The organism is Streptomyces sp. NPDC048516 (assembly GCF_043199875.1).
Classification (GTDB): domain Bacteria; phylum Actinomycetota; class Actinomycetes; order Streptomycetales; family Streptomycetaceae; genus Streptomyces.
Map to the genome: position 1 here is coordinate 23,475 of NZ_JBICWS010000010.1, position 25,838 is coordinate 49,312.

General features: G+C 68.9%; 17 protein-coding genes and 3 pseudogenes. 5 read left to right on the forward strand and 15 right to left on the reverse strand.

Annotation, left to right across the window (positions count from 1 at the left end; translation table 11 throughout):
• Positions 1–11 precede the first annotated feature (11 nt).
• The 4 genes from ACGFR7_RS20730 to ACGFR7_RS20745 form a co-directional block, all read right to left on the reverse strand.
• Positions 12–896, reverse strand: coding sequence for a carbohydrate ABC transporter permease (locus ACGFR7_RS20730; protein WP_393321092.1), 885 nt, complete (start codon positions 894–896; stop codon positions 12–14).
• Entirely contained in the window at positions 893–1,792 is a 900-nt protein-coding gene (locus ACGFR7_RS20735; protein WP_393321095.1) for a carbohydrate ABC transporter permease, read from the reverse strand. Before ACGFR7_RS20735 ends, ACGFR7_RS20730 begins: the two co-directional genes overlap by 4 nt.
• A gap of 130 nt (positions 1,793–1,922) precedes the next feature.
• Entirely contained in the window at positions 1,923–3,170 is a 1,248-nt protein-coding gene (locus ACGFR7_RS20740; RefSeq protein ID WP_393321098.1) for an extracellular solute-binding protein, read from the reverse strand.
• A gap of 145 nt (positions 3,171–3,315) precedes the next feature.
• Positions 3,316–3,465, reverse strand: a complete 150-nt coding sequence (locus ACGFR7_RS20745; protein ID WP_393321101.1) for a hypothetical protein — start codon at positions 3,463–3,465, stop codon at positions 3,316–3,318.
• A 554-nt stretch (positions 3,466–4,019) separates the two neighbouring features.
• Between ACGFR7_RS20745 and ACGFR7_RS20750 the strand changes: the two genes are divergently transcribed.
• On the forward strand, positions 4,020–5,126 hold the full coding sequence (locus ACGFR7_RS20750) for a M4 family metallopeptidase (protein ID WP_393321104.1): 1,107 nt from the start codon (positions 4,020–4,022) through the stop codon (positions 5,124–5,126).
• Between the two features lie 201 nt (positions 5,127–5,327).
• Here the strand turns inward: ACGFR7_RS20750 and ACGFR7_RS20755 are convergent, their stop codons facing one another.
• Positions 5,328–6,053 (reverse strand): hypothetical protein, encoded by a 726-nt coding sequence (locus ACGFR7_RS20755; protein ID WP_393321107.1) that lies wholly within the window; start codon positions 6,051–6,053, stop codon positions 5,328–5,330.
• A 749-nt stretch (positions 6,054–6,802) separates the two neighbouring features.
• On the opposite strand from ACGFR7_RS20755, the gene ACGFR7_RS20760 reads away from it, so the two are divergent.
• The gene (locus tag ACGFR7_RS20760; RefSeq protein ID WP_393321110.1) at positions 6,803–7,195 is read left to right on the forward strand and encodes a hypothetical protein; all 393 of its coding nucleotides are present in this window, start codon (positions 6,803–6,805) and stop codon (positions 7,193–7,195) included.
• Positions 7,192–9,159 carry an esterase-like activity of phytase family protein gene (locus tag ACGFR7_RS20765; protein WP_393321113.1) on the forward strand — a complete coding sequence of 656 codons (1,968 nt, stop codon included), beginning with the start codon at positions 7,192–7,194 and terminating at the stop codon, positions 9,157–9,159. Before ACGFR7_RS20760 ends, ACGFR7_RS20765 begins: the two co-directional genes overlap by 4 nt.
• Positions 9,160–9,782: 623 nt before the next feature.
• On the opposite strand, the gene ACGFR7_RS20770 is transcribed toward ACGFR7_RS20765, so the two are convergent.
• From ACGFR7_RS20770 to ACGFR7_RS20790, 5 genes and pseudogenes are all read right to left on the reverse strand, one after another.
• Positions 9,783–11,018, reverse strand: coding sequence for a serine hydrolase domain-containing protein (locus ACGFR7_RS20770; RefSeq protein WP_393321116.1), 1,236 nt, complete (start codon positions 11,016–11,018; stop codon positions 9,783–9,785).
• Between the two features lie 404 nt (positions 11,019–11,422).
• Entirely contained in the window at positions 11,423–13,291 is a 1,869-nt protein-coding gene (locus ACGFR7_RS20775) for an Ig-like domain repeat protein (RefSeq protein WP_393321119.1), read from the reverse strand.
• Between the two features lie 1,391 nt (positions 13,292–14,682).
• Positions 14,683–15,049, reverse strand: a pseudogene (locus tag ACGFR7_RS20780) (SDR family NAD(P)-dependent oxidoreductase); the annotation flags it as partial.
• Between the two features lie 2 nt (positions 15,050–15,051).
• Positions 15,052–15,240 (reverse strand): annotated as a pseudogene (locus ACGFR7_RS20785) (aldo/keto reductase); the annotation flags it as partial.
• A 49-nt stretch (positions 15,241–15,289) separates the two neighbouring features.
• Positions 15,290–15,877 (reverse strand): flavodoxin family protein, encoded by a 588-nt coding sequence (locus ACGFR7_RS20790; RefSeq protein ID WP_393321122.1) that lies wholly within the window; start codon positions 15,875–15,877, stop codon positions 15,290–15,292.
• A 242-nt stretch (positions 15,878–16,119) separates the two neighbouring features.
• Between ACGFR7_RS20790 and ACGFR7_RS20795 the strand changes: the two genes are divergently transcribed.
• On the forward strand, positions 16,120–16,848 hold the full coding sequence (locus ACGFR7_RS20795) for a TetR/AcrR family transcriptional regulator (RefSeq protein WP_393321125.1): 729 nt from the start codon (positions 16,120–16,122) through the stop codon (positions 16,846–16,848).
• Positions 16,849–16,980: 132 nt separating this feature from the next.
• Positions 16,981–17,070: pseudogene (locus ACGFR7_RS20800) on the forward strand (3-oxoadipate enol-lactone hydrolase); the annotation flags it as partial.
• A gap of 352 nt (positions 17,071–17,422) precedes the next feature.
• Here ACGFR7_RS20800 and ACGFR7_RS20805 read toward each other — a convergent pair.
• From ACGFR7_RS20805 to ACGFR7_RS20825, 5 genes are read right to left on the reverse strand one after another with little or no spacing between them, the layout of a single operon-like run.
• Positions 17,423–21,124 carry a hypothetical protein gene (locus ACGFR7_RS20805; protein ID WP_393321127.1) on the reverse strand — a complete coding sequence of 1,234 codons (3,702 nt, stop codon included), beginning with the start codon at positions 21,122–21,124 and terminating at the stop codon, positions 17,423–17,425.
• Between the two features lie 8 nt (positions 21,125–21,132).
• Positions 21,133–22,881: a hypothetical protein gene (locus tag ACGFR7_RS20810; RefSeq protein WP_393321129.1), complete on the reverse strand. Its 1,749-nt coding sequence runs from the start codon at positions 22,879–22,881 to the stop codon at positions 21,133–21,135.
• Between the two features lie 54 nt (positions 22,882–22,935).
• Positions 22,936–23,964 (reverse strand): polyprenyl synthetase family protein, encoded by a 1,029-nt coding sequence (locus ACGFR7_RS20815; RefSeq protein WP_393321132.1) that lies wholly within the window; start codon positions 23,962–23,964, stop codon positions 22,936–22,938.
• Between the two features lie 3 nt (positions 23,965–23,967).
• Entirely contained in the window at positions 23,968–25,401 is a 1,434-nt protein-coding gene (locus ACGFR7_RS20820; protein WP_393321135.1) for a hypothetical protein, read from the reverse strand.
• Positions 25,402–25,452: 51 nt separating this feature from the next.
• A complete protein-coding gene (locus ACGFR7_RS20825) occupies positions 25,453–25,824 on the reverse strand; it encodes a hypothetical protein (protein ID WP_393321138.1) in 372 nt (123 codons plus the stop codon).
• Between the last annotated feature and the right edge of the window lie 14 nt (positions 25,825–25,838).

Below are 25,838 nucleotides of genomic sequence, written 5' to 3' on the forward strand. Positions count from 1 at the left end.
TTACGGCGCGGTCAGTCCCTGACCGCTTCATTGGTGACTGTGGCAGCGATGTGCCGTTGGGCAATGGTCAGCAGCAATGCGGCCGGTAGGGCAGAGATGACGGCGGTGGCCATCACCGAGTTCCAGGTGGTGATATCGGTGCCGCCACCGATGTAGTCGTACAGACCCAGCGTGATCGGCTTCCACGTGGTGGTGTTGAGATTGAGCGTGGTGGCGAACAGGAAGTCGCCCCATGCGAAGAGGAACGCGAAAAGGCCTGATGTGATCAGCGCGTTGCGGGATATGGGAAGCACGATCTGCCAAAAGGTGCGCACCGCGCCCGCACCGTCCAATGCCGCTGCCTCCAGCAGGGATCGGGGGATGGCGGTCATGAAGGCCCGCAGGATGAGCACGGCAAAGGGGACGGCAAGCGTGGCGTCGGCCAGGATCAACGCCAGGGCAGAGTTGAGGATCCGGACCGAGGCGAAGATCTGGTACAGCGCGTTGGCCATGACGATGCCGGGCACGAGTTGGACGACCAGCAGCACGCTCAGGAGCGTCCTGCCGCCCGGGGAACGCAGCTGCGCCAGCGCGTAGGCCGCCGGCGCGGCCAGGGTCAGCGTCAGGACGGTGGCGCCCGCGGCGATGATCAGGGATGCCAGCAGATGGCCCCCCTGCTGGGACAGCGCGTCCCGGTAGCCGTTGAGTGTGCCGCCGAGGGGCAGCCAGTGCGGTGACGGCCGGGCCAACTGCTGATTGGTCTGGAAGGACGCGTTCACCATCCAGTACAGCGGGAACAGCATGACGGCGACGACGGCGACACCGAACGCGGATTTCGCCCAGGTGACCACGGCCGTCCGGCTCCGCCTGCCACGGACCGTGGCGGGCCGGCTCCGAGCGGCGCGGGTGGCGGTCATGCACGGGCTCCGGGATCAGCGTGCAGCGCACGCAGGTACAGCAGGGCGAAGACGGCGGCCACGACGATGAGCAGATCACCCGCGGCGGCTCCGAGCCCGAACTCCGACAGCCCGCCGAAGGACAGCTGGTAGGCGTAGGTGGTGATCGTGTGGGTGGCGTTTGCCGGGCCGCCCTTGGTCATCACCCAGATCACGTCGAAGACCTTGAGCGTGTAGATCAGGCCGAGCGCCGCGACGATGCCGATCACGGGGCCGATCTGGGGCAGGGTGATATAGCGGAACTGCTGCCGGCGGCCGGCGCCGTCGAGGGAAGCCGCTTCATACAGCTCCGCCGGGATGGCCTGCATTCCGCTGTGGAGGATCACCATGTTGAACGGCACACCGATCCAGATGTTGCAGATCAGCACCGCCGCCATCGCGGTGTGGGGGGTGTTGAGCCACGGCACCGGGGCCTGGATCAGATGGAGGGTGAGCAGGATCTGGTTGACGACGCCGTTGCTGGTGTCGAGCAGCCACCGGAACAGCGTGCCGGAGACGACCAGGGGCAAGAGCCAGGGGATCAGCATGAGCGACCGCAACAGCGGGCTGAGCGGGAACGAGTGGCGGAAGAACTCGGCGAGTCCCAGACCGATCGTGAACTGGAAGAAGAGCGAGCCCGCGACAAAGACCACGGTGTTGACGACGGCAGTGGCAAAGGCGGGGGTGCTCAGCAGTCGGCGGTAGTTGCCGAGGCCGATGAACGGGGCGTCGCCGCTGTAGAGGGAATTGATGTCGTAGTCCTGGAAGGACAGCACCACATTGCGGGCCAGCGGATAGAGATAGAACACCGCGACGAATACGACGACCGGCACGATGAACCCGACCCCGAGCCGTCGGTTGCGAGCCGCCGGAGCCACGGAGCGGTCCGGCGGCGGCCTTTTGCCGCCGACGACCGACGCCGAATGCTTGGGCGCTGCCGGAACCACGGCTACCTTTCCGGGAGGGGGGCCGTCGGCGGGTACCACCCACGGATCGGCGGCTCGGTGCTCATTGCGCCGCCTGCTTCTGTGCGTCAGTCAGTGCCGCGCCGGGCGACCGGCCCCCTGACAATGCTGCCTGCACTGCGGTCCACAGCGCCTGCGAGTACTTCGGATAGTCCGGCCCGACTTCCGCCGTGCGGCTCTTGGCGCTTCCGATGGTCTCCACGAAGGTCTTCATCGTGGGCACAGCGGCACTGAATTCCGCGGCCACCTTCGGGTCGGACGGCACGTAATTGGTGAGCTTGGCCCACTCCAGACTGTTTCCCTTCGCCACCAGGCACTTGATGACCTCGGCTGCCTTGGGAGACTTGGCTCCACTGCTGCCGGCCGCCCACACCTCACCGCCGAGCGCACCGGAGGAGGTTCTCCCGGCCGGGGCGGGCACCGGCGCGATGCCGAAATCCTTCATGCCTGCCTTTCGTAGCAGGGGAATCTCCCAGGGGCCATTGATCATCATAGCCAGCGAACCGTTTGTGAATTGCTCCCCGACATTCATCTGATTCCAGCTGAGCACGTCCTTGGGCGCCGAACCGGAGGAGACCAGGTCCTTCAGGAGGCTCAGCGCCGACACGGCCTCCGGTGAATCGAGCTTCTTCAGGGAAGCGCCTGCGCTGAAGAAGAAGGATTCGAACTGGAAACTGCCTTCTTCGGTGGCCGGTACCGCAAAGCCGATTCCGTGCACCTTGTCGTCCTGGGTCAGCTTCTTGGCCGCGATGCGCAACTCATCCCACGTGGCAGGCGGCTTGACGCCCGCCTTCGCCAGCATCGACGTGTTGTAGTAGAGCGCCAACTGGTTCACACCGGGCGCCACACCGTACGTCTTGCCCCGGTATTTCCCCGCGGCGACGATGTTCGGATACAGTCCGTCGGTCTTTACGCCGGCCGCACCGAGGTCGACGAGCGCTCCCGTGGCAGCGAGCTGCTGGAGGTCAGGATTGTCCAGGAGAATCAGGTCAGGTAGCGCCCGGCTGTTGGCCAACTGGAGCACTTTTGTGCGCAGGTCCGGCACAATCTGCCGCTTGATGGCAACCCCCGCCAGCTTCCCGCACCGGGTGAGCTGCTTGGCCAGCGCACTTCGCCCGGGTTCCGAAATATAATAGTCCATTTCGGTCAGAGTGGTCTTGCCGCTGCCTTTTGTGGCCCCGGGCGGCGAGCCATCGCCGCCGCAGGAAGTCAGCAGCAGGCCAGCTGCGGTGACCGTCGCCGTCAAAGCCCCGAATGACCGGGTGCGACGGCATTTAACGGTGGTGCGCATGGCGGCTCCAACGAGAAATCGGTGCGCAGACGCTGCTCCTGGGTACGCCGGGATTGTGGCGCAGAACTCGTGGAGTCATGAGGCAGCGCGCGGGGTGACACTCGGACGGCATCCCGACTTTCGCGATGGCCTGCCCGGCTCGAGCTCAGACCTCGTCCGGCGCGGGCCGCTTGGCGAAGGCGGGCGCGGGGTGGGTGTGCAGAGTGAAGCCGAGGTGGGTGGCGTAGAAGTGGACCGCGGCGGCCACGTCGTCGACGATGGAGCGGACGCCGGCGAGCTCGTCGGGTGTGCTCACGGTTGTATCTCCCGGTTCGTGGCGCGGGCGAGGGCGGGCAGCAGGTCGACGGATGCCGGTGCCGGTCTCCGCCGTCCTGGTCAGACCGGTGTCCACCGGCCTCCTGTCATAGGGGCGTCCGCGAGAGCACGCTGGACGAGAGGCCCCGCCGGAGCGCCTTGGTCCTAGTGGTGGTCGCGACACCCCAGCTCAAGGGGCGCGATGGACGTCGAGCTCCGCAAGGTGCGGAAGCCGCAGGGGCCCAGGAAGCTGCGTGCCGAGCGGGAGGAAGCCTCCGTTCGGGCCATAGCGGGGATTGCCGAGGTGTAGCGCCCCAGTTCGTCTTCCTGGTCGTAGATCTTGGCCGTGCTGCCGTCCAACAGGGTCTGGGTGCGGACCGGGGACCCCGTCGTGGCTCCGGCCGACTGCGCGCCGCCCGACTGTTTGCCCGCAGCGAATGCCGATGGTCCGCATTCTGTAACAACGGCGTGCTGCCACGGGACGCTTCGGCCGGCTCAGCACTCTTCAAAGGCGTACGAAGGCAGCGAGTACCACCGGAGGGAGAGGCAAGGACGATGCGTAGGAAGTTGGCCCTCGCAGCTGTCGTGGGAGGGACCTGGGGGATGCTGATCGCCGCAGCCGTCGGTCACGCCCAAGGGTTCGGGGACGGTAAGGATGCCGTTGGAGGCGGGGCGCCTGACGGAAGTGTGATCGGTGCGGGCCATGGGGTGCACGTCGGGAAGGTGAAGATCAGCACTCGTCTGCGTAACGGCACCTATGAGCTCATTGACCCCACCCGAGGAGGCCTGTCCACCCATGACTTCTTCGCCGATGACAACGAGAAACCCTTCACCGACAGGGACAATGTGTGGGGCGACGGCACCATGAACAGCCGCCAGTCCGCAGCGGTCGACGCCCACTTCGCTGCCGGGAAAACCTGGGACTACTTCAAGAACACCTTCGGCCGCCGCGGTGTACACGATGACGGCAAAGGCCCTGCCATGACGGTCCATTACGGCAGGAATCAGGCCGACGCCTTCTCGGACCACAACGGCGCATCCTTCGGTGACGGGAAAGACGGCAAGCACCCGGTCACCGCTCTGGACACCGTGGCCCACGAGTACACGCACTCTCTTAATCAGGCCACCGCCCGACTCGCATCCAGCGGCGAAGGCGGCGGGATCAATGAGGCGACCTCGGACATCTTCGGCACGATGGTGGAGTTCACCGCCGGTGTTCCGGCGGACAAGCCCGACTACCTCATCGGCGAGAAGGTCAACTACCACGGTGACGGCAAGCCGCTCCGCTACATGGACAAGCCTTCCAAGGACGGCAAGTCCCCCGACTACTACAAGCCCGGTCTCGGCCGCCTCGACAACCCCCACCATGCGGCCGGGGTGGCCAACCACTTCTTTTACCTGCTGGCCGAGGGGAGCGGCAAGAAGGTCATCAACGGCACCGCTTACGACAGCCCCGCCTACGACGGCTCGAAGGTCACCGGCATCGGCCGGTCCAAGGCCGCCCGCATCTGGTACCGGGCACTGACCACCCAATTCACCTCCACCACGGACTACAAAGGCGCCAGGTCCGGAACCCTGAAGGCCGCAGCCGCCCTGTACGGCAAGAACAGCACCGAGTACCGGACCGTCGAGAAGGCCTGGACCGCAGTCAACGTGGCGTAAGAGGCACCGGGGCTGCGGCCCGCGCTGCCGGCGCCGGTCGAGCCGGACGAGCGGGGCGATCCGGTGTCGTAGCTGCGCTGGACGGTGAAGTCCACCCGCACCTTCGCGGCGGGAGCTGCCGTGCGCAGGCTGAGCCCGTGATGCCGGATAGTCCCAGGTACGACGCCGCCGAGAACAGTGCCTAGCCGAGAAGGAAGCTGCTCAGCCGGCCGGGAGTTTGGCGACCGCGGCCTCAATGTGCCCGTCGACCAAGGCCGGCGCGCCCACGAGCATGACCAGCACGTTGCCGCGACGGACGGTGGCCGTTTTCAGCACCGAAGTGCCTCCTGGACCGTGGAGCGTGGTCGTGTACGCGTAGGCGTCGGGACCTGGGCCGGGAGGGGCATCCTTGTGCACGCTGACAGTGAGAGGGGTGCTGCCGGAGGTCATGGTGTATGTGGGGCAGGACGTCTGGGCATGCACGAGCCTGCGTAGCCCTGCGGAGAGCTTGGACGGCGAATCGCTGTGGAGCTCCTCACCCAGCTTCGAGTCCGCGCCGAACGAGAAGCCGGCAGAGGTCTTCGTCGCGAACTGCACTTCGTCGCTGTGCTTGCTCAGCTCTTCGAGCGCGGGGCAGCCGCTCATTCCTATGTCGTCGTATCGGTGAGGGTCGGCGGCCTTCTCATCGTCGGGAGTCTCGGTCTGCGTGTATCCCGGCCCCAGGTCGTCGGGGGTCAGTAGGTAGTGACGCAGCCGTTGGCCCTGTACAGGCTTTGGGTCGACGGGGGACGGCCCCGGGGATGCCGGGGAACCTGCGGCCCGGGAGGCCGTCGGCTTGGTGTGGTGCTTGCCAGTGGCAGGTGTACTGCTGCATCCGGTCGTCAGAGCCAGGATTCCGAAGGCAGCAACTGCTGCTGCCCCGGTGACTCGACGCTGCTTGGTGTGCACTGGCCAACCCCCGTTTTCGACAACGGACATGACCCTATCGACGCCTGATCACCCCAGGAGACGAAGCCCGTGGGATGGCCTGATCATTTGCTCGATCTGGCGAGACTCATGCGTGGCGTGAGGCTCACCGCTGCGATGAACCGCCCAGAGAAACCGGCTCCACGCGCGGACGGGGCCTCGACGCCCGTGTCCGGGGAGACTTCGTGCGCGAGGTGAAGGGTGATGAGGCAGCGCTCGGGGAGGGACTCGCACTGGTAGCTTCGAGTCGCTGCTGCCCCTGACCGACCTCCGCGCGCCGGACACCTCACGCCTGGATTCGCTGAGACGAAAGGCCGGCCATCTGGGTTCGCTGAGTAATCGCCTCGATTGGATGAGAGCGGCTAACCGTAGGCCCGGATTGGGAATTCCCAACTTGCCCAGTATCGCGGTGACTTCGCAAGGAGCAGCCAGGCCAGGCCGGCCTCGACGCAGCAGCAGGGCACCCCGCACCCCGCACCCCGCACACACGAACACGAACAAATGTCCTCCGCTTGGAAATCAGGAGAATCGTGGCAGCTCGTCGGCGGCCGGCCAACGTGTTTTCGTCCGTCACGGGGCCGGAGTGTCGCCACGACGTGGCCCCCCAACTGGTCCCGCTCCAGGGAGCCGGAAAGTGTCCGGACGAGGAACATCCCGTGAAAACAGGGAAGTTCTGTCAGTGACAGGGGGCACACTGAGAGCAAGCTGACGTGTGAGCCCGGGGGAGTGCGATGGACATCAGGTTCGAGCTGATCGGTCCGGACAGCCGGCAGGAGCTGCGGTCGCTCTACACCTGGCTGTGCGACGACCGTTCGCTGCGCGGCCGGATCCCGATCGAGCCGGTGCGCGGACCGGCCAGGCCGGACGAGATGGGCGGCGACCTGGAGGCCGTGCTCGCGCTGGTGTCCACGCTCGCGACGCTGGCGCAGCTGCCGTTCTCCTACGCTGCTTGGCGGGACGGGCGCAGGCCTCGGTCCCAGGTCACCATCCAGGTCGTGGGCGCCATGCCCGGGGAACTGGAAGCGGTCCGGGAGGCCTTCCCGGACGTCTCGGTGCGGCCGATCGCCGGGAACGGTCAAGAGCCGGAGACGGGTCCAGACACGGAGCAGGAGGCGGGGAGGTGACCGTCGACGCGACGACGGAAGGCACGGGCACCGAGGACGCACTTGGCATCGACGCCGCGCGCTCGGCCTGTGTCCTCATCGGCGTCGACCATTACTCCGAACTCGAACCGCTGCGCAGCGTGCGGCACAACCTGACCGAACTGGCTGCCGCGCTGACCGACGAAGCAATCCTGGGGATCCCCGCGGAGCGGATCACAACGGTCCGGAACCCGGAGTCCGCGGCCGCTCTTGTCGGCCCGATCCGCGCGGCTGCCCGGGTGGCCGCCGACACGCTCATCGTCTACTACGCGGGGCACGGCCTGCTGGACCGCGCGGAGGAGGAGCTCTACCTCACCCTCCCCGACTCAGTCGAGGACCAGCCCGAGACGGCCGTCAGCGACTCCTACATCCGCCGCGCCATGCGCGATCACGGCTCCGCCGAGCGTCGGGTCCTCCTGCTGGACTGCTGCTACAGCGGCCGGGTCCTCAAGGGCGGCATGTCCGTCGCGGACCGTGGCGTGCGGGCATCGGGGAAGACGCTGAAGGGCGTGCGCGGCGCCTATGTGATGACGTCCACGTCAGCGGACCGCAAGTCCCACGCTCCTGACCCCCGCCGGTGTACAGCATTCACCGGTGAATTCGTGGGAGTACTACGCGAGGGCGTGCCCGACGGGCCCGAGCTGCTGGGGCTGCACGCGATCTTTGAGGCGGTCCGGGACCGGATGGCCGAGCGCAGGTTGCCGCAGCCGCAGGAGCCCCAGGACCGGGACGAGGGCGGGGTTGGCCTCCTGCCGTTCATCCGCAATCTGGCGATGGTGCCGCCCCCGAGAGTCACGGACCCGCCTGTTGCGCCGCGCGTGCGCATCCCGCGCCGCGCGCTGGCGACAGGCGCCCTGGTCCTCGGCCTGGTGGCAGGACTCGCCGCACCGGCCGTGTGGCAGTGGGCGCGGGAACTCCATCCCCGTCTGCCGGGCGGCGCCTGCTCGCCGCGGGCCACCCTGCTGAGCTACTCCGACGCGCTCGACAAGCAGCAGGCGTCGGGCGAGACCATCGGCGGCCTCTCCGCGCTCGCGCTCACCGGTCCCGGCCAGGCCCTGGCACTGACGGACAATCAGACAGGGCGGATTTTCCCGCTGCGCCTCGGTTCACCGGAGAAGCTCCACCCTGAGGCCTTGACCGCCAAGACGCTGCGCACCCAGAGCGGCACCAAACCCTCCGAGTGGTTCGACGGCGAGGGCCTGGTCGTCGAGCGCGGCGGAAAGACGATCCTGGTCGCCTCGGAGTCCGGGCCCGCCATCCGCCGCTTCAAGATGGCCACGGGCACACAGGTGGGCCCCGACCTGCCCATTCCGCCCGAGTTCCGGGCCAGCCCGCAGGGCCAGGGACAGGCCGGGCGAATGATCGAGTCGCTGACCGTCTCCCCGGACGGGAGGTATCTCTACGCCGCGATGGAGGGCGCGTTGGCCAAGGACGGTGACTCCCGCGGCCGCAACATGCTCCGCATCCAGCGCTACGTCGGCACCCCGGGCGGCGCCTACCGCCTCGACCAGCAGTACGCGTACCAGGCCAAGGAGGGCATGTACCTCGCTGAACTGGTCGCGTCCGCCGACGACCGGCTGCTCGCCCTGGAACGGCAGTACGTGGACGGCGTCGGCAACTCGATCCGGGTCTATGACGTCCCCCTCAAAGGCGCCCAGCCCGTGGACGCGCGCAAGGCGCTCTACGACCAGCCGGCCGATGTGTTCGTCGAGCACAGCCTGCTCTTCGACCTCGGGCAGTGCCCTGCCGGTGACCCCGGTGTCGTTCCCACCCACTCGGGACGGATCGTCAGTCCGCTGCTGGAGAACGTCGAGGGAATGGCCCTCGGTGCGCCGTGGACCACTGGCTCGCACAAGGGCCGACGTCCGCTTTACCTCGTGTCGGACGACAACACCAACAGCGAACAGACGACCCGTCTCTACGCGTTGAGCGTTCAGCTCCCCTGAGTTCGCCCGTCGATAAAAGCTGTTCCTGGAGATCAACGAAGCCAACGGGTCAAGTCTCTCGTGCGACGGTGATCTGCACGAGAGGCACGCGCCGTCGTGAGGCGTGTCATCTGGGACGGCTTCCACGCCCCCCCGCCTGACCCAGGCCCGCCGGCTGGCGGGCCGCACGAAGCGGTAGGGTGCCGGCGGCATCGGCGTCTCCGCTGCGGCCCTGGGACAGTACGGGGCCGGCACCCATCGTCCACGGCCGGAGTTGCTTCCGCGCCTCCTCCCGGCAGACCAGCAAGCATTCGAACTGGCAGCGTCCGACACAGGGCTGACGATCCGAGAACTGGCCGAAGAACCGGCCTGGAAGCCTGCCCAGGTGCGCGAACTGCTGGGTATGCCGGACACCCGGCCGGTCCTGCGGCTGCTCTGGTACGCGTCCGACGGGTCGCGTGGATTCACCTCGTACCGTGACCGGGGAACGGCGACAGCGGTGCGCTCCCGCACGGCCTGGCTCCCCTCACTCGTCACGGAACGCGCGCCGCGAGAACGGGGCGGCGCGCACTGCCTGGTGAGAACCGGTCGGCGGCGGAGCGCTGGATTTCTCCCTCCCGTCCGCACCGGCCCGGCAGCCTTGCCTACCTGGCCGCGGGCTCCGCGGGCAGGTTGAAGACGTGGCCCGGCGTGACGATCTTCGTGATCTCCTCGCCGAAAAGCGTGGTGGGCTCCTGGTTGTCATGGTCGATGTCGGTGTTCAACAGGACGACGAGGGTCGCCCGTGCCGACGGGAGATAGACCACCAGGGACTCGTAGCCCGGCAGCGAACCGTTGTGCCCGATCCACCCCTGGACGCTGAAGACGCCGAGACCGTATCCGATGCCCGGGATGGGGGTCGGGGGTGTGGTGAGCCGCTGCTTCTGCAGGTCGGGACTGATCAGGTCGCCGCCGCCGGGCAGTTTGCCCGTGGCCACCGCACGCGCCCATACGCGCAGGTCCTGCAGATTGGAGATCATCGCGCCGGCCGCCCAGGCCCATGAAGGGTTCCAGTCGGCCGCGTCCTGGACGTCGCCGTTCGCGGTCTGGGTTGTGTATCCCTGCGCGTGCGGGGTCGGGAAGGTGGCGTCGACCGGCAGGAGAGTGTGGTCCAGACCGGTCGGTTCAAGGACGTCCTTCTTGATGTAGTCGTGCAGGTGCTGACCGGTGACCTTCTCGATGACGAGGCCGAGCAGGATGAGGTTGGTGTTGGAGTACTCGAACTTCTTTCCCGGCGGGAACAGCACCTGGTGCTGGAAGGCGTAGCCGAGCAACTCCTTCGGGGCGAACGGCTGGAGTGGGTCGGTCGTCAGCGCCTCGTAGAAGGCCTCGTCCTTGGAGTAGTTGAACAGGCCGCTGCGCATCCCGGCCAGCTCGCGCAGGGTGATCTTGCTTCCGTTGGGTACGCCTTCGACGTACTTCCCGATCGGATCGTCCAGGTTCACCTTGTGCCGGTCGACCAACTGCAGCAGCGCCGTCACGGTGAACGTCTTTGTCACGCTTCCGATCCGCATGTGCAGATCCGGCGACATGGCCTGGCCGTTGCTCTGGTCGGCGAGCCCGAAGGACCGCACATAGTTGCCGTCGGGCGTCCACAGTCCCACGGTCACACCCGGGATGTTCGCCTCCCGCATGATCCGCTGGATGACGGTGTCGAGTTGCTGCGTCACGCCAGGGGTGATGTCACGGACCTCGTCCGGGGACGCCGATGTGGAAACGGACGGCGACGGTTTCGCCGGCACGGCGGGGCCACCGCACCCGGCCACGCCCGCGATCGGCAGTGCGAACATCCCTGCCGCGGCAGCCGTCGCAGCAGCCCGACACAAACGGGAATGCGTCATGGAGTGACTCCCCACCATGCGAGGCCACGTTCCGCAACTCCGAGCACGAGCGTGTGTGCACACCCGGGCGAGCACGAGCGCGGGATGAACATGTGTCCGCCTACGACGCGACTGCACAGAAGCCGCAGGTCACGGCAGCGCCCTGGGACACGGGCCGCAAGGTCCTGAACATCCAGCATAAGAGCGCCCGCGCCCTGCCGCGCGTCGGCGCCCGACGCAATCCGGTAGGCGCCGTCCGGGTGATCCCCTCAGCCCTGGGTCCTCAGCCCGGAGTCCTGGAGCCCTGTTGCCGGCCTCGCGCCTGCCGGGCGACGCCTGGCCTGTCCCGCGGGCGGACGACGGGAGTTACGACAGGGCGCGGCGCGGCGCCGCCGTGGTGACCTGGCGTTTCGGAGCCGACGAGGTCAGCCGGGGAGGGGGATGAACAGCAGGATGTTGTGGGTGGTGGCGGCGGTGTAGCAGGCAGTGCCGGGGAAGGTGGCGGTGTAGAAGGGGGTGGCTATGGCGAAGACGGGGACGATGGCGTTGTGGATGGTGGCGGTGCCGTTGGCGTCGGTGACGGCGGTGCCGAGGTTGACCGGTCCGAAGAGCGTGGTGGCGGTGAAGGTCACCGGCTGACCGGCCACCGGCATCCCCGAGGTGGTCGTCAGGGTGGCGCTGAGGGTGGGGATGTAGAACTCGGGCAGCGGGGTCAGCCGGAGCCGGATCGTGCCTGGCTGCGCGGTCAGCGTTGTGGGGGTGGGGTTCACGGTGACGGGGGTGCTGGCGGTGGAGCCGGTGAAGCAGCTGTCACCGTTGTAGTTGGCGGTGAGGGTGCCGGAGGTCAGGGCGGTGGTGGTGAAGCAGGCCTGCCCCGAGGCGTTGACGGCAACCATCTGGTTCTGGCCGTTGGGGAGGGTGAAGGTGACCGTGCCGGTCGGCACGGAGGTGGTGGCTGGTGCCGGGGTGATGGTGGCGCACACGGTCACGCTCTGCCCGCAGGTGGAGGGGTTCGGCGTCACCGACAGCGCCGTCGTCGTGGGGTTGGGGCTCGCGGTGACGGAGGTGGGGTTGCCGTTCACGGTCGCGGTGAACGTACCGGCGGTGTAGGCGTGGGTGGTCTGCCCGCTCCCGGTGGCGTCCAGGGGGACGGTGACCGTGGGGCTGGCGTCCCCGAAGTCCACCACCGCTGTCCCGTTCGGAGTCCCCCCGGAAATGTTGAACGTCACCGGTTGCCCGCACACCGGCGACGCCGGCGAGGTCGTCACCGTCAACGGCGAAATCTCCGTCACGTTGGCGGAATTGGCGTTGGTGACGTAGACGTTGCTGTTCTGCGCCGCCGCCACCGAGAACGGGAACGCGCCGACGGGGACGGTGGCCAGGACCGTGTTCGTGGTGCTGCTGATCACCGTCACGTTGTTGGAATTGCTGTTGCCGACGTAGACGTTGCCGTTCGGCGCCACCGCGACCCCGAACGGGCCCCCGCCGGTCGGGACGGTGGCCAGGACCGTGTTCGTGGTGCTGCTGATCACCGTCACGTTGTTCGAAATGGTGTTGGTGACGTAGACGTTGCCGTTCGGCGCCACCGCAATCACTCCCGGGACCGTGCCGGCGGGGACGGTGGCCAGGACGGTGTTCGTGGTGCTGTCGATCACCGTCACGTTGTTCGAGGTCTGGTTGGCGATATAGACGTTGCCGTTCGCCGCCACCGCCGCCGCGCCCGGGAACCCACCGGTGGGGAGGGTGGTCAGGACGGTGTTCGTGGCGCTGCTGATCACCGTCACGGTGTTCGCGTTCCGGTTCGCGACGTAGACGTTGCCGTTCGCCGCCACCGCCACCGCGTCCGGGACCGCTCCGACGGGGACGGTGGCCAGGACCGTGTTCGTGGTGCTGTCGATCACCGTCACGTTGTTGGCAGCGCTGTTGGCGACGTAGACGTTGCCGTTCGGCGCCACCGCCAGCGCGAACGGGCCCCCGCCGACGGGGACGGTGGCCAGGACGGTGTTGGTGGCGCTGCTGATCACCGTCACGCTGCTCGAGCCCTGGTTGGTGACGTAGACATTGCCGTTCGGTGCCACCGCAATCATGGCCGGGCTTGAGCCGGCGGGGACGGTGGCCAGGACGGTGTTCGTGGTGCTGCTGATCACCGTCACGTTGTTGGAATTGGCGTTGCCGACGTAGACGTTGCCGTTCGGCGCCACCGCCACCGCCAGTGGGCTCGTGCCCGCCGGGATCGTCACCGTGGAGAACGCCGCACTGAAGGGCGCGACCGCAAGCCCCCGGATCGCGGCCACCTCGGATCCACCGGCCGGTACAACCGGCCGAACCCCGCCGGCTACCGCCGGAGCTCCCCACCAACCCGTAATCGGTTCCATGACAAACCTCTCTCAGCTGAGAGGGCCGCCCAAGAACTCCCACCGGGGCCCGCGTCGCACGGCGCCGGTATACGCGAACCGGACCACCGCTTGCACACCGGGACAGAAAGAGGGCACGCCGACATGTACCACGCACCCGCGCACCACAGGGGTTGCCCATCTCTCCCCGGAGAGATGGGCAACCCACCGGAAAACGGTCCCCACCATTAACCCGAAATGGTCAATGGAACACCACCGTCCTGACCCGGATATCACCCGGACAGACCAATGCACAGCCCAACCCGGGCACGCCGTACGAGACGACGAACTGCCACGCGATGTGGCCCGCAACGTGGAGCTGAGTGGTCGTTGCCACACCCCAGTTCAAGGCGTGCGATGGACGGCACGCCGTGACCGTCGTCGTCCGGGCCGGGGGACGGCCGCCGCTGTCCGTCGGCTCCGGGCTCGTCGCGGGTCGTGAGGGGCCTCTTCCCGGCCACCGCGCCTCGCCGCGTTGACGAAGTCGCCCACATGCTCCCCAGGCCTCCCGGGCATGTGGGGGAGCCGCGGGCCTGATCCACGAAGACCGACAGGCGAGGACAGAAGCTGCTTTTGGACCTCAGGCTGACGGCGTGTCCGGATCGCCGTTCGCCGTGATCATTGAGAGGTTCTCGGTGCCGCCGTCCCAGTGATCATGACGGTTTTGGGGCTCCGTCAGCGGGTCCGGTCCGCCTGGACTGCTGGGAGGAACTTGTTGATGGGGTCGCCTGTGGGTTGTCGCCGGGGGGCCAGGCCGAGGCAGGACCGTAGGTGTGTCTTGAACTTCCACTCCCGATAGCCGGTGCGGCGCGGTGATCCATCGGGCGTCGCGGATGCAGCAGGCCATGGTGTGGCTGCCATGGGCTTTGCGGAACGTGCGCAGCTTGCGCTGCGCTCGCGCGATCTCGGGGACCGCCGAGGTGTCCTGCCGTTCGGGTGCCTGCCCGATGTGGTGGCGGTGACACACGAGGTCAGGCAGGGCCAAGTGCGCTCGGACCTGGGTGCTGATGCCGCGGCGGAGGGCGCACTGGTGGCAGATGACCGCGTTGCGCGAGCGGGCTTGGCGCATCCAGAACGTGGGAACGTCGGTGGGCAGCGCTGAGGCCTCATGTGTCGACCAGGAGATTGCGGGCAGCGCCCTCCGTAGCCGCTCGGTGGAGATCCCGGACATGACGGCGAGCCGTGCGACGGCAGGCTGGTTGAGGGTGGCTTTCGTGTCCAGGACGCGCGTGGCTGCTCGTTGGCGCCGGGGGACGATGATCCATGCGCCCCCTGATGGGGGGAAGGGGGCAGCCTTCGCGGCTGGGGAGCATGGCCAGGGCCGGGAACGCTGTGCGACGAGGTCGTCGTAGGTGCCGTCGCGCTCGGCCCAGCGGTGCATGAGGACCCCCTTCACCAGGATTTCGCGGGGGTGGGGTCCTCTGAGAGCAGTTGCATGACCTCGGTGGTGAAGTCGTCGAGCGGCAGCGCGTGCGGGTTCACCTTTTCCTGGTCTGCTGTGGCGACGGCAGGCGGGACGAGTTCGGCGACGCTGACGCCGGTGCCGTCGAGTTGCGCGCGCAGTGCCTCGGAGTAGGCGTGCACCGCGGCCTTCGAGGCGGCAGTGGGCATGGGCGGGAAAGGCAGGAAGGCGATGCCGGAGGTGACGGTGATGAAGGTGTGTTGGATCCGGTGCCCCAGCCGTACATCTCGGCGGTGTCGAAGAAGGTGACGCCCAGGTCGTGGGCGCGGCGGAGGGCGGCGACGCCGGCCTCCTCGTCGGTGGGTACGTAGGCCATCGTCAGGCCCATCGCGCCGTAGCCGATCGCCGAGACCTCAAGGCCCTGCCTCCCCAGTGTTCGGTTCTGCATGGTGCACTCCTCTGGAAGAAGCTGAAAGGTGATTGGTCGGACCGTTGTGTCAGTGCGGTGCGGCGGCCAGCCCGGCCCGGTGGATGTGGGTGTGCTCGGCGACGCGCCGGCCGAGGTGGCGGGCGGTGTTCAGGTCTGCGTCGTGGACCGCGGGGGTGTCGTTGAAGCTTTGTGCGCCGGCGCCGAGGTAGAAGCCGAGGCGGTTGTCGTCCTGGGGGCTGGAGGTGGTGGTGTTCCAGCCCGGCAGGAGGTTCAGGCTCACCCAGAGCATTCCGTGCTGGGCCGCCAGGAGCGAGAGGTACTGCAGGGTGTGCAGCTTGTCGCCGCTCATGGAGCCGGAGTTGGTGAATCCCGCCGCGAGCTTGTCGCTCCAGGCGCGGGTCATCCACCGCTTGCTGCTGGCCTCGGCGAAGGCGTGGAACGCCCCCGACGCGGTGCCCATGTAGGTGGGGGTGCCGAAGATGATGGCGTCCGCGGCATCCATCAGTTCCCAGTCGGCGTCGCCGAGGGAGGCGACGTCCGCGCGGTGGACGTGCGTTCCGGCGATCGAGCGTGCGCCGTCGGCCACGGCCATGGCGATCTGCGCGGTATGGCCGTAGCCGGAATGCGACGCGATGACGATCGAGATATCGGGCATGGTTGTTCCTCTCCTGCCGCGATGGCGGCGTGTTCGGTGGTGGTGCCCGACGGACGCTGAGCTGCCACCGCGGCTGTCGGCCGCACTGCTCCACGCGTGGGGAACCGGCGGCCCCGGCCGGGGTGTGGCGCATGCCCGGGTGCCGCGGGCCGGAGCCGGCCACCATCGGTGTGGATCGCCGTTCCGCTTTGAACCGTAGCATCGATAAGGCGCCGATACGCAAAATGAGATATCGTTGTTCCGTGAACGAGGGACGACGCGCCGCGCGGCGCCAGGTGCTACAGGTGGCCGCCAAGCTTTTGGAGGAGGGCGGCAGCGAGGCGGTCTCCACGCGCGCTGTCGCCGCAGCCGCGGGCGTCACAGCCCCCGCGCTCTACCGGATGTTCGACGACAAGGACGGACTCCTGGCCGAGCTGGCCGCCTACGGGTTCGAGATGTACCTGGCCGAGAAACGGGAGGCACTGGCGCTGACCCCCGACGACCCGGTGGCCGATCTCTACCGCGGCTGGGACCTGCACGTCGACTTCGGACTGCGGCACCCCGCGTTCTACATGCTCATGTACGGCACCGTGCAGCCCGGGCGGCGGCCCCCGGCCGCGGACGAGGCGCACGCCCTGCTGGTGAGACTGCTGGGCCGGGCGGCCGACGCCGGGCGCCTTCGGGTTCCGGTGGAGCAGGCGACCCGCGTCATCCACGCGGCGACGACGGGTGCCACGCTGGCGCTGATCGGCGAAGAGTCCTCGAAGCGGGACCTGGCCACTTCGGCACGGCTGCGGGACGCCGTCATCGCCTCCATCACCACGGACTCGCCCGCCTCATCCGGGTCGGACCTGGCCTCGCGCGCACTCGCCCTCGATGCCGCACTTCAAACCGCGCTCACCACCGGGCTCCCGGCTGCGGGCGCAGGGGTACCTCTGCGAGACACGGAGACGGCTCTGCTGCGCGAATGGCTCCGACAGCTGGCAGGCTGAACCCACCGCCTGCTCCGCAGGCGTTACGACCTGCGCAAACCCCGCTTCGGGCGTGGCCGGCGGGCACACTCCGGCGGCTCTTCCTGCCCCCCCCGGGCGTCAGGACGGCGTCAGAGGCCCGGTAGTGGCCGGGTGAGTGAGAAGACCCTGCAACACCGGATCGACGGTCCCGACGACGCCCCCGTACTCGTCCTCGGCGCCGCGCCGGGTACCACATGGCACAGGTTGTAAATAGTGTCTTGTGCCGTCCAGGTGGTCTAGATCAGGAGTGTTTTCGCAGGTCAGATCCTTGTGGTCCAGGTGCGTCGACGTTGTTGGTGAGGCGCCTGTGATAGCAGGTGAGAGGTGAGGAACCCCCGTCGGCTGAAGTGGCTCCGGCGGGGTTCGTTGTGCGAGGGCTTGGGCTCCGCCCCCTTCCTGCACGACCTGACCGGAACCGTCGGACACGCACAGCAGATCCTCACCGTTCCCCCTGCAAGCCGTTGGTAGGCCGTTCAGTCTCCTGACGGCGGGAATCCGCCCGGCACGGCGCTCGTACCGGGCGGGCGGGAGGCGGCGCGCACCGCGGGGTGTGTCAGGTGAGCTGTGCGGCCGTCGTCGTGGCACAGTCCTTGAGCGCGTCCCAGATCCCCTCGCCCAGGGATTCGAAGAGCTCCTCCGGGTGGTTCTGGAGCCAGGAGACGATGTCGCCCCATTTGCCGATCGTGAACTGCTGGTCAAAGTGGAACTGGACCAGGTGCACGTCGAGCAGGTAGGCGTCGCAACTCGCCGTCAGGTGCAGGTTGACCCCGTTACCGTCGATGGTGAGGTCGAAGCCTCCCCCGGCATGGATACCGACCAGCTTTCCGGCCGGAATCGGGAGGCCACCGAGCACCACGCCTCGCGGAATGTCGACGTCGAAGTCCAGCTTGACGTGGGCCGATGCCCGCAGCCCGGTGCTGTTGAGCGTGCAGCTCAGGTCGCTGTGGAGGATGTCCAGCAGATCCGCGGCCACGGTGAAGGCGAAGCCCGCGTTGCCGAGCTCGGCCTCGACCGCGACCCGTGAGAGCCCGAGGAGGTCGAGCCGGCCGGAGAGGTAGAAGATCTTCGCTGGGAGCTGCCCGTTCCGGATGCCCCGGGTGTCGAGGAGGTATTGGGGACCTTTGGTTCCGCTCGCGTCAGAGAGGGTGAAGACGTCGGCCAGCTTCAGCGGTTGGGCGATGTTGCTGTACGCGTAGAGGCCGTCGTCGCTGACGTTGACCTCGAAGCGCCAGTTGTTGCCGAAGAAGTCGATGTCGCCCTTGGCGTAGAAGCCCTGCTTCCATTCCTCGTGGGTCACCGGGTTGGTCCAGCCGACGGGCGCGGTGACCACGCAGATCGCCAGCTTGTGGAGCACGATCTGCTTCAGGAAGACGAGCCAGTCCGGCGGGTTGGCAAGCACGGTGAGCATGTCCCAGATCGAGATGCCCTTGTCCTTGTGGACGGTCCCCAGGTCGAAGCGGAAGACGGTGACGAAGGGCTCCGGGTTGAACCCACCCTCGATGTCGAGGTCCAGAGTGGCCTCGCCGATGACCACCGAACCGCCCGCGCCCAGGGTGAGGCCCGTTTCCGGCCCGTAACCGATCTGCAGGTAGAAGTAGTGGACGTCGAAGCCCTCGACGCCGAAGGCGTTCCTCCACGTGGGGCGGTCGTCGGACGGGGGCGGGCCGGAGAGCCCGGCGAGGCGGCTCGCGGCGTCGCGCACCAGGTTGACGGTGGTCTCGCTCGCCTGGTGGGGCGTGGCGTCGTGGAGGAGGCGGCCGTCGGCGCCGGGTACCGGGTCGGCGGTGAGCAGGGTGTGTCTGGGGGCCCGGAGGGCGTAGGCCAGCTGGTGCGGCGCGGGCCGTCCGGCGGTCTCTTCCGCCTCGGCGCCGGCGGCGGGCTTGAGCACCAGGAAGAGGTGGAACTCGGTGCCCTTGAGAGCGCCTCCCGCGACGAACTGGAGGTTGGTCGCGGGGGCGGACCCGACGGCCGGGACGGTGAAGATCCAGGAGGTCTGGAGGGACACTTCCCGCTTCGCCGGGCGGAACGCGAGGGTGACGCCGCCGAAGCCGTCCCTGGTCTTCTGCTCGGCGATGGACGCGGTGAACTCGGAATTCTGGACCGGCGTGGTGAGACGGGCCGTCAGATGGATGCCGCCGGCGTCCTTGAAGAGCTCGTTCAAGGGCGCCAGCGGACCGGTCAGCCCCAGTTCGGTGAAGAACGTGAGGCCCTTGTCCAGCGTGGCGGGGAGGGTGTCCGGCGGGTTGGCCCCGGCATCGACGGTGACCCCGTCGGCCGAGCTGACGGCAAGCCCGGACTTGGCGAAGGTGATGCCGTCGAGGAAGCCGAGCACCGGTGCCCAGTCCGAGACCTTGCCCGGCGACCACATCCAGTCCTGCTGCCATAACGCGGCGGCGAAGAGGGTGCCTCCCTCCGCCTTCTTGGCGGCCTTGCCGAAGAACGTCAGCTGCGCCCCGTCGAACGTCGCCGTGGTGCTGACCGCCAGTTCGTAGCTCTTCCCCGCGGCCGGCTGCCCCGACAGCGCGCTCCCCAGGCGTACGGTCACGGCCGGGTGGAGGAGGCGGACCTGCGGCAGGCCGTCGGGCAGGGGCACATCGGCCTGGCAGGCGAGGGACTTCAGGAGTGCGGTCAGGTCGACGTCGGGGAAGGCCCCATCGAGCTCGAAGGCACCGGGGAGCGTCCATTCGGCGGCGAACTTCATGACGGAGCCGTTGCCGTCGCCGCCCTCGGCGGGTCCGAGCTCGGCCTTGGCCGACAGCGTGCCAGTGGTCCGCGAGGCGCCGTTCCCGGCACCGGCTGCGCCTTCCGGCTGCTGCACGACGTCACCGCCGGTGCCCTCGTTGCCGGTGCGTGCCAGCTTCAGTCCGGCTTCGGTGAGGCCGATACGGGCGGCGCCGACATCGATGTGCCACTCGGAGGTGACGGACGCGTCGACCTCGTACGCTCCCTTCTTGGGCGTAGCGGTGCCGGAGAACTTCTTCAGCTTCAGCTCGGGGGCGCCGGTGAGGTCGGCGTGCGGCAGAAAGTGGCGGAGTACGTCGCGCAGTTCGGCGGGAGTGCTCTCGTCGAGGGTGAGGCGGAACGTGCCGGGCGGGATCTCCGCCGTTGCGTGGAGACTGACGTCCCCGGCGACGGTGAACTCGCCGTGACCGGTGACCTTCGCCGCGCGGGACTTCTGGAGCGGTTCCGTCACGGTCAGGGTGGCGCCGACGCCGGTCAGGGCGAGGTCGTCGCCCACGATCGGCCAGGTGGTGCCGGGCATGGTCTCGACGGTCGCGGTGACCTGGGTCAGCGCTGCCGGTAGCCCGCCCTTGCCGAACGCTGCGGGGTCGATGGTGGCGGTGATCCCGGTGAGGCGGACCGAGTCGCCGAGCGCGAAGCCCTCCTGGTCGACGAGCTGGTGGGCCGCGGGGCCGGTGCCCTTCCACGCGGCGAGGTCGCCCGGGGCGAGCTGCCCGGGTAGCCGGTCGGCGCTGAGGATGAGCGCACCGGCGCCGGAGGGCAGCGGGGTGCTGATCGTCGTCCCGGCCGCCTGCCCCAGAACCAGGTCCGCGGCCAGCCGCAGACCGTACGTCACCGGGGAGCCGTTCGCCCCGTCTTCGCGCGATCCGGCCCACAGGGAGAAGGAGGCGGAGAACTCCCCGTTCGGCTGGGGCGTCGAGCTCAGGGCGATGTCGGTGCGGACCTCGCTGTCCGGGCCCTTGACGGGACGCCGTACAACCGGTCCGGTCAGCGACAGGGTTCCGGGCCGGGGCCGGAGCAGCGCGGCGAGGGCGCCGAGTTGCCCGGGGTCGGTGACTTCGGGGGCGTGGAAGGTGAGGCCGGGGTCCAGTGCCGGGTACCCGTCGCGGGCGGGGCGGGCCACCGAGCTCAGCAGCAGCGCGGGTGGTGTGGGGTAGGCGAGGGTGGCCAGGTCGGTGTCGCCGGTGGCGGGGAAGGAGGTGGCGAAGGTCCAGTCCGTGGGCAGGACGAGCGGGACGTAGAGGGTGGGTTCGTGGTCGACGGGGTCTAGGCCGAAGGCGATCCCGTGGACCGGCTGGTCGGTGAGGCCGAGGCCGGTGACGGTGAGCGTGCCGTGCACGATCACGCGGTCCTCGCGGTCCTCGCGCTGCGGGTCGGTGACGGTGAGCGTGCCGTCGAGCCAGGTGCCGATGAGTGCGACGGCGGGCCCGGTTCCGAGGTCGGCGGCGGGGAGCGTGAGGGTGCTGTCCTGAGTGTGCCGGGTGATCAGGGCCCGGAGTTCTTCGAGCGTCATGGATGAGTTCAGCCCTCGAGCTTGGTGTGGATGACCGCGCGGGCGTTGTCGGTCAGTTCCTTGGCGAGGTCGGCACGGTGCGCATCCGCCGCTTCCTGCACACCGTTGATGATCTTCTGCTTGATCTCGTCCTTGTTCAGCACCTGCTGGATGACCTTCTCGAAGGGGCTGGGCTCCTTGAGGTGGATCGTGACCTGCAGGTCCTTCGTGGCGAGGGCGAGGGTGAGCGAGTCCAGGCCGATGGTGAGCTCGTCGGCGTCGCGGCCGGTGACGGACAGGCCGGCGCTCGCCGAGGGCTGGTCGATGGTGACGGTGAGGTCACCCTGGATCGTGTCGTCGTCGCCCGCGGCGCTGCCGCGGGTGTCGGGGAAGGAGACGACGACCGTGCCGGTGAGGGTGAGCGGGGGCGCGGGAACCTTCGCGTCGCCGGGGAGCCGGCCGAACCTCAGGGTCGCCCCGATGCCCCCGTCGGTGAGGGCGGCGTCCTTGACGGGGATGAGGACGTTGGAAATGCCCTTGATCGTGCCGCCCTTGAAGCTGAGGTCGGCTGTCGCGACGCCGATCTTGTACGAGCCGAGTTCGATGTCCCCGACGCCGTACGGTTCGAGCGGCGGGCCGGTCGCCCCGAGGACGACGGACGGGGGGTAGAAGCCGGAACCGGTGTCGTTCACGGAGGCCCGCAGCCGGTCGAAGAGGTAGATCTCCAGCGGTCCGTACTTCCTCGGGAAGCCGCTGTCGTCCGACGGGAGGGTGCCTGCCGGCACCGCCCCGAGCACCCCGTCGAGCGCCTTGGCCAGCTGGGCGGTGACCGTGGTGGAGAACTGGTCGTGGAAGGAGGGCTGGGCCAGGGTGTCGACAAGCTTCGTGGTGAGGGCCTGGCCGGCGTCGGGGCTGTTGAAGGCGTCGGCCGCGGCCTGCTTCCAGGTTCTGAGGGTGTTCTCGTCGATCGTGCTCCCCTCGATGGTCAGGGACTTCTCGTCGAGGTGGAACGTCGGCTGCGCCGCGACGGTGATCGACTCGACGGTCAGCCGCGGGGTGCGGTCCGCGCCGGTGCCGGTGGTCTCGGCACCGAGGACGACGTCGAAGGCGAGGTTCTCGGCCGTCACGGTGAACTGGCCGTGGCCCTCGATCTCCTGGTGCGGCCACTCCACTCCCTCCAGGCCCTTGACCACGACCTTCGTGGGCGGCTTCAGGTCTCCTGCGCCCCCGCCCCCGCCCCCGCCCCCGTTCCCGGGGTCGTCGACCACCACGACGTGCTGCACCAGGCTGTACGTGCCCTGGATGGCGATCTGCTTCTTCCACCCGTGTGTGCCGTACGCCGCGGTGGTGACCCGGACCGTGCCCCGGTAGCCGCTGTCGGTGGGGGTGAGGTGCTGGAGCTCCCCGACCGAGGCGTTCGGCAGCCCGTCCACGGTGAGGGTGGTCAGGGACAGCGAGGGGTAGGGGCGGTCGGCGTCGCGCTGGCTGGTGAAGGCGTCGAGGTTGTCCGGGAGCTCGGGTACGCCGCGGTCCTTCGCGTCGTCGAAGGCGGCGCCCACGAAGATCCACCACGCGGAACCGATGGTGTCGCCGATCGTCTTCCCCTCGGTGCCGTCGAGCTGCCCGATGTCCCATCGGTCGACGGCCAGGGGATTCAGCGTGTGGCCGTCGGCCGTGCGGACGTCCTTGAGGACGGTGGGCAACCAGTAAGGGCTCTCCGGGTTGTTGATGCGCTTGTACATGGTGGCGTAGATGAAGCCGACCAGCTCGGTGGCCATGGACCTCTCCTTCAGGGGCTCGGTGTACTGGACCGGGACGGGCCGCCGTGCTGCTCAGACCCCGCGGTCCACGACGTGCAGGGCCAGGTCCTCCAGGGCGTAGCGGTACCGTCCGGCCGGGAACGGGCGCAGCAGCTCGACGGCCTCCAGCGCCTGGCCGCGGGCGTCGGTGTACGCGCGCGAGAAGCCGGCGCCGCCGCGGACCTCGGCGAGCGTGCGCTCCAGGGCGGCGGGATCGGTGGCCTCGCCGCGCATGATGCGGCTGACCGTGTGGTCGGGACCCCGCTCCTGCATGGCGTAGATCAGAGGCAGCGAGGCGCGACGGCGCAGCAGATCCATGCCGCGTGGCTTGCCGGAGCCGGACTCGTCCTGGGCGAGGTCGAACAGGTCGTCCATGACCTGCAGGGCGCGCCCGAGCCGGCGGCCGTAGAACCCGGCCCGGCGGGCGTCGCCGCTGCTCCCGTCAGCCAGCGTCACCCCGGCCTCGGCCGCGAGCCCGAACAGGGCGGCGGTCTTGCGGTCGGCGGTGCGCCAGTAGGTCCTGGCCAGCAGTTCCGGGTCCTGCGAGAGGTCCGTGCGCAGCTCGTCGAGCTCCCCGCAGCCGATCTGGAACGCGGTGTCGAGGACGAGCTCGACCAGGCCCATGTCGCTGTCCCGGTCGATCGTCCCCACGAAGCCGCGGATGGCCTGGACGAACTGCAGGTCGCCGACGAGCACCGCGGCCTCGGTGCCCCGCGCGGCGTTGACCGAGGGCAGGCCGCGGCGCAGGGCGGCGCCGTCCACGATGTCGTCGTGGATCAGCGTCGCCACGTGCAGCATCTCCAGAGAGACGGCGCCCTGGAGCACCTTGTCGGGAAGCGGCGCGGGGCCGTGCACCATGCGGGCGGCCAGCAGCAGGACGGCCGGGCGCAGCCGCTTACCGTGCCGGTACAGGGCCCGCTCGCCGTCGGTGAGGTACTCCTGCTGCGGGGCCAGCGCCTGCTCCAGGAACGCCTCGAAGCGCGGCTCGTCGTCGGCGAGAAGGTTCTTCCACACCCCGCCGAGGACGTTCTCGGCGGGGGCGTTGGTGTCGAGGATGAGCACGGGTCAGGACCGCCCGTCCTGCGGGAGGGCGTAGCCGGCGATGCCGGTGAGGGCGGCGTGGCGGACGGTCTCGGCGATGGCGTCCTGCAGCAGCGTGTGCACGAACCGCATGGCGGCGAGGCGTTCGCGGGCCACGTCGGCGGCGCTGCCCTGCCACTGCTCGTCGTCGATGCTCAGAGCGAGGTCCGGCAGCTCGACCGTGACGTCCTCCGGTGTGCCGTCCGGCGTGAGGCGGGTGGTGATGCGGACGTCCTCCAGCCGCGCCGCGCAGTCGCCGGTGTGCAGGGTGTCGGTGGCCCGCGGCCCTTGCCGCGCCTCCTCGTGGTAGGCGGCGGCGCCGATTTCGTGGACGATGGCGCGGTCCTCGTCGGACAGGGCGATCCAGTCCTCCTGCTCCTCCGGCTGGTCCTGCTGTTCCGCCCCGGGTGCCTGGACCTCCCCGTCGGTGAACATGGCGAGTCCGTTGTAGCGGGCCATTTCCCCATGGGAGACCGCCGCCGGTTCCCCCGAGTGCTGGTCGATGGTCGTGTAGACGTTGTCCTGGGTCATCGGGGTGGTCTGCGAGCCGTCGTTGCCGGTCTGCTGGACGGACTTGGAGAAGCTCTCGGCGGCCGTCGCCGCAGCCGCCAGACGCTCGGCCTTCGCGGGATCCTTCCGCTTGATCCGGGCGGCTTCGGTGGTGAGCGCGGTTTGCACCGTGGTCCGCTGCTGCCAGGCGTGCCCGTTGTACGTGACGCCCTCGTGCGGGTCCTGCCAGTTGTTGACCTGCTGCTGATGGTCGTCGGTGGACGGGCGGGCGCCGTCGGCCGTTTCCGGATCCGTGGCGTCGTAGGTGTGCTGCGACATGCGCTGGGTGACGCCCTTCTCGGCCCACTTCTTGCGGAGGGCGGAGGACACCGAGGAGCTGCCGTTGAAGATGTCGTAGTAGCTCTCGTTGTGGGTGCCGTACTGGATGAGGACCTTGCGGCCGTTCTCGGTCTTCATCAGCTTGGTGCGGTGGGCGTCGGCGCGGCCGGTCCACCTGCGGACGGTCTCTTCGTCCGGGTGGCCGGGGGTCGCGGGGCGGGCTCCGGCGGGGAGCGTGGGCTGACGTGCCTCCTCCGAGAGCGGGCGGAGGTTCCCGGCGGTGTCGATCTCCCGGATTTCGTCGGGCCGGGTATCGAGGGCGTAGCGTCCGGTGAGGACGAGTGCCGGGATGCGGTGGGTGATACGGCGGGCGTCGCCGCGGGCCTCCTCGGAGAGGGCCTCCGGCTGTCCCTCGGCGCGTAACCGGAGTGCGCCGAGGCGGAAGCTCAGCGATCCGGTGGGGTAGTCGAGGGTGCCGGGCATCTCCACGCTGCGGGCGAGAGGGTAGCCGGGTGTGTCGGCGAGGTGGAGCGTTTCGGCCTCGCGGCCGGGCCGGGCGTCGCCGGACTGCGGGGGCTGTGGCGTGCTCAACGGGTCTCCTGCGGTGGTCGATCGGACATGAGAGGGCGGTGCGGGGACCGTTCAGGAGACGACGAACGTGCCGCTGACCATGAGCATCCCGTCGTGGGAGCCCAGTTCCGGCGACGTCAGCTTCACGGAAACGGTCTGGCCCTGGACGGTGATGTCGGTGCCCAGCGGTTTGCCGAGGGGGACGTCGACGCTCTTCTTGCCCTCCAGCGCGCCCTTCAGGACGGTCGGGGCCGCGGCGGCCAGCAGATTGGCGGGCGCGGCGGCCATCTTGGCGGCATCGGACTTGGGGTACAGCCAGAGTGAGTTGAGGACGATCTTCTCCAGGGTCGCGGAGAGGGCCGTGTCCGTCAGGCCGGTGGCCTTCAGGGTGACGTTGGGTTCGGTCGGGTCGAGGACGACCTCGAAGTCGAGCAGCGGATCCACGGGGCGGACCTCCT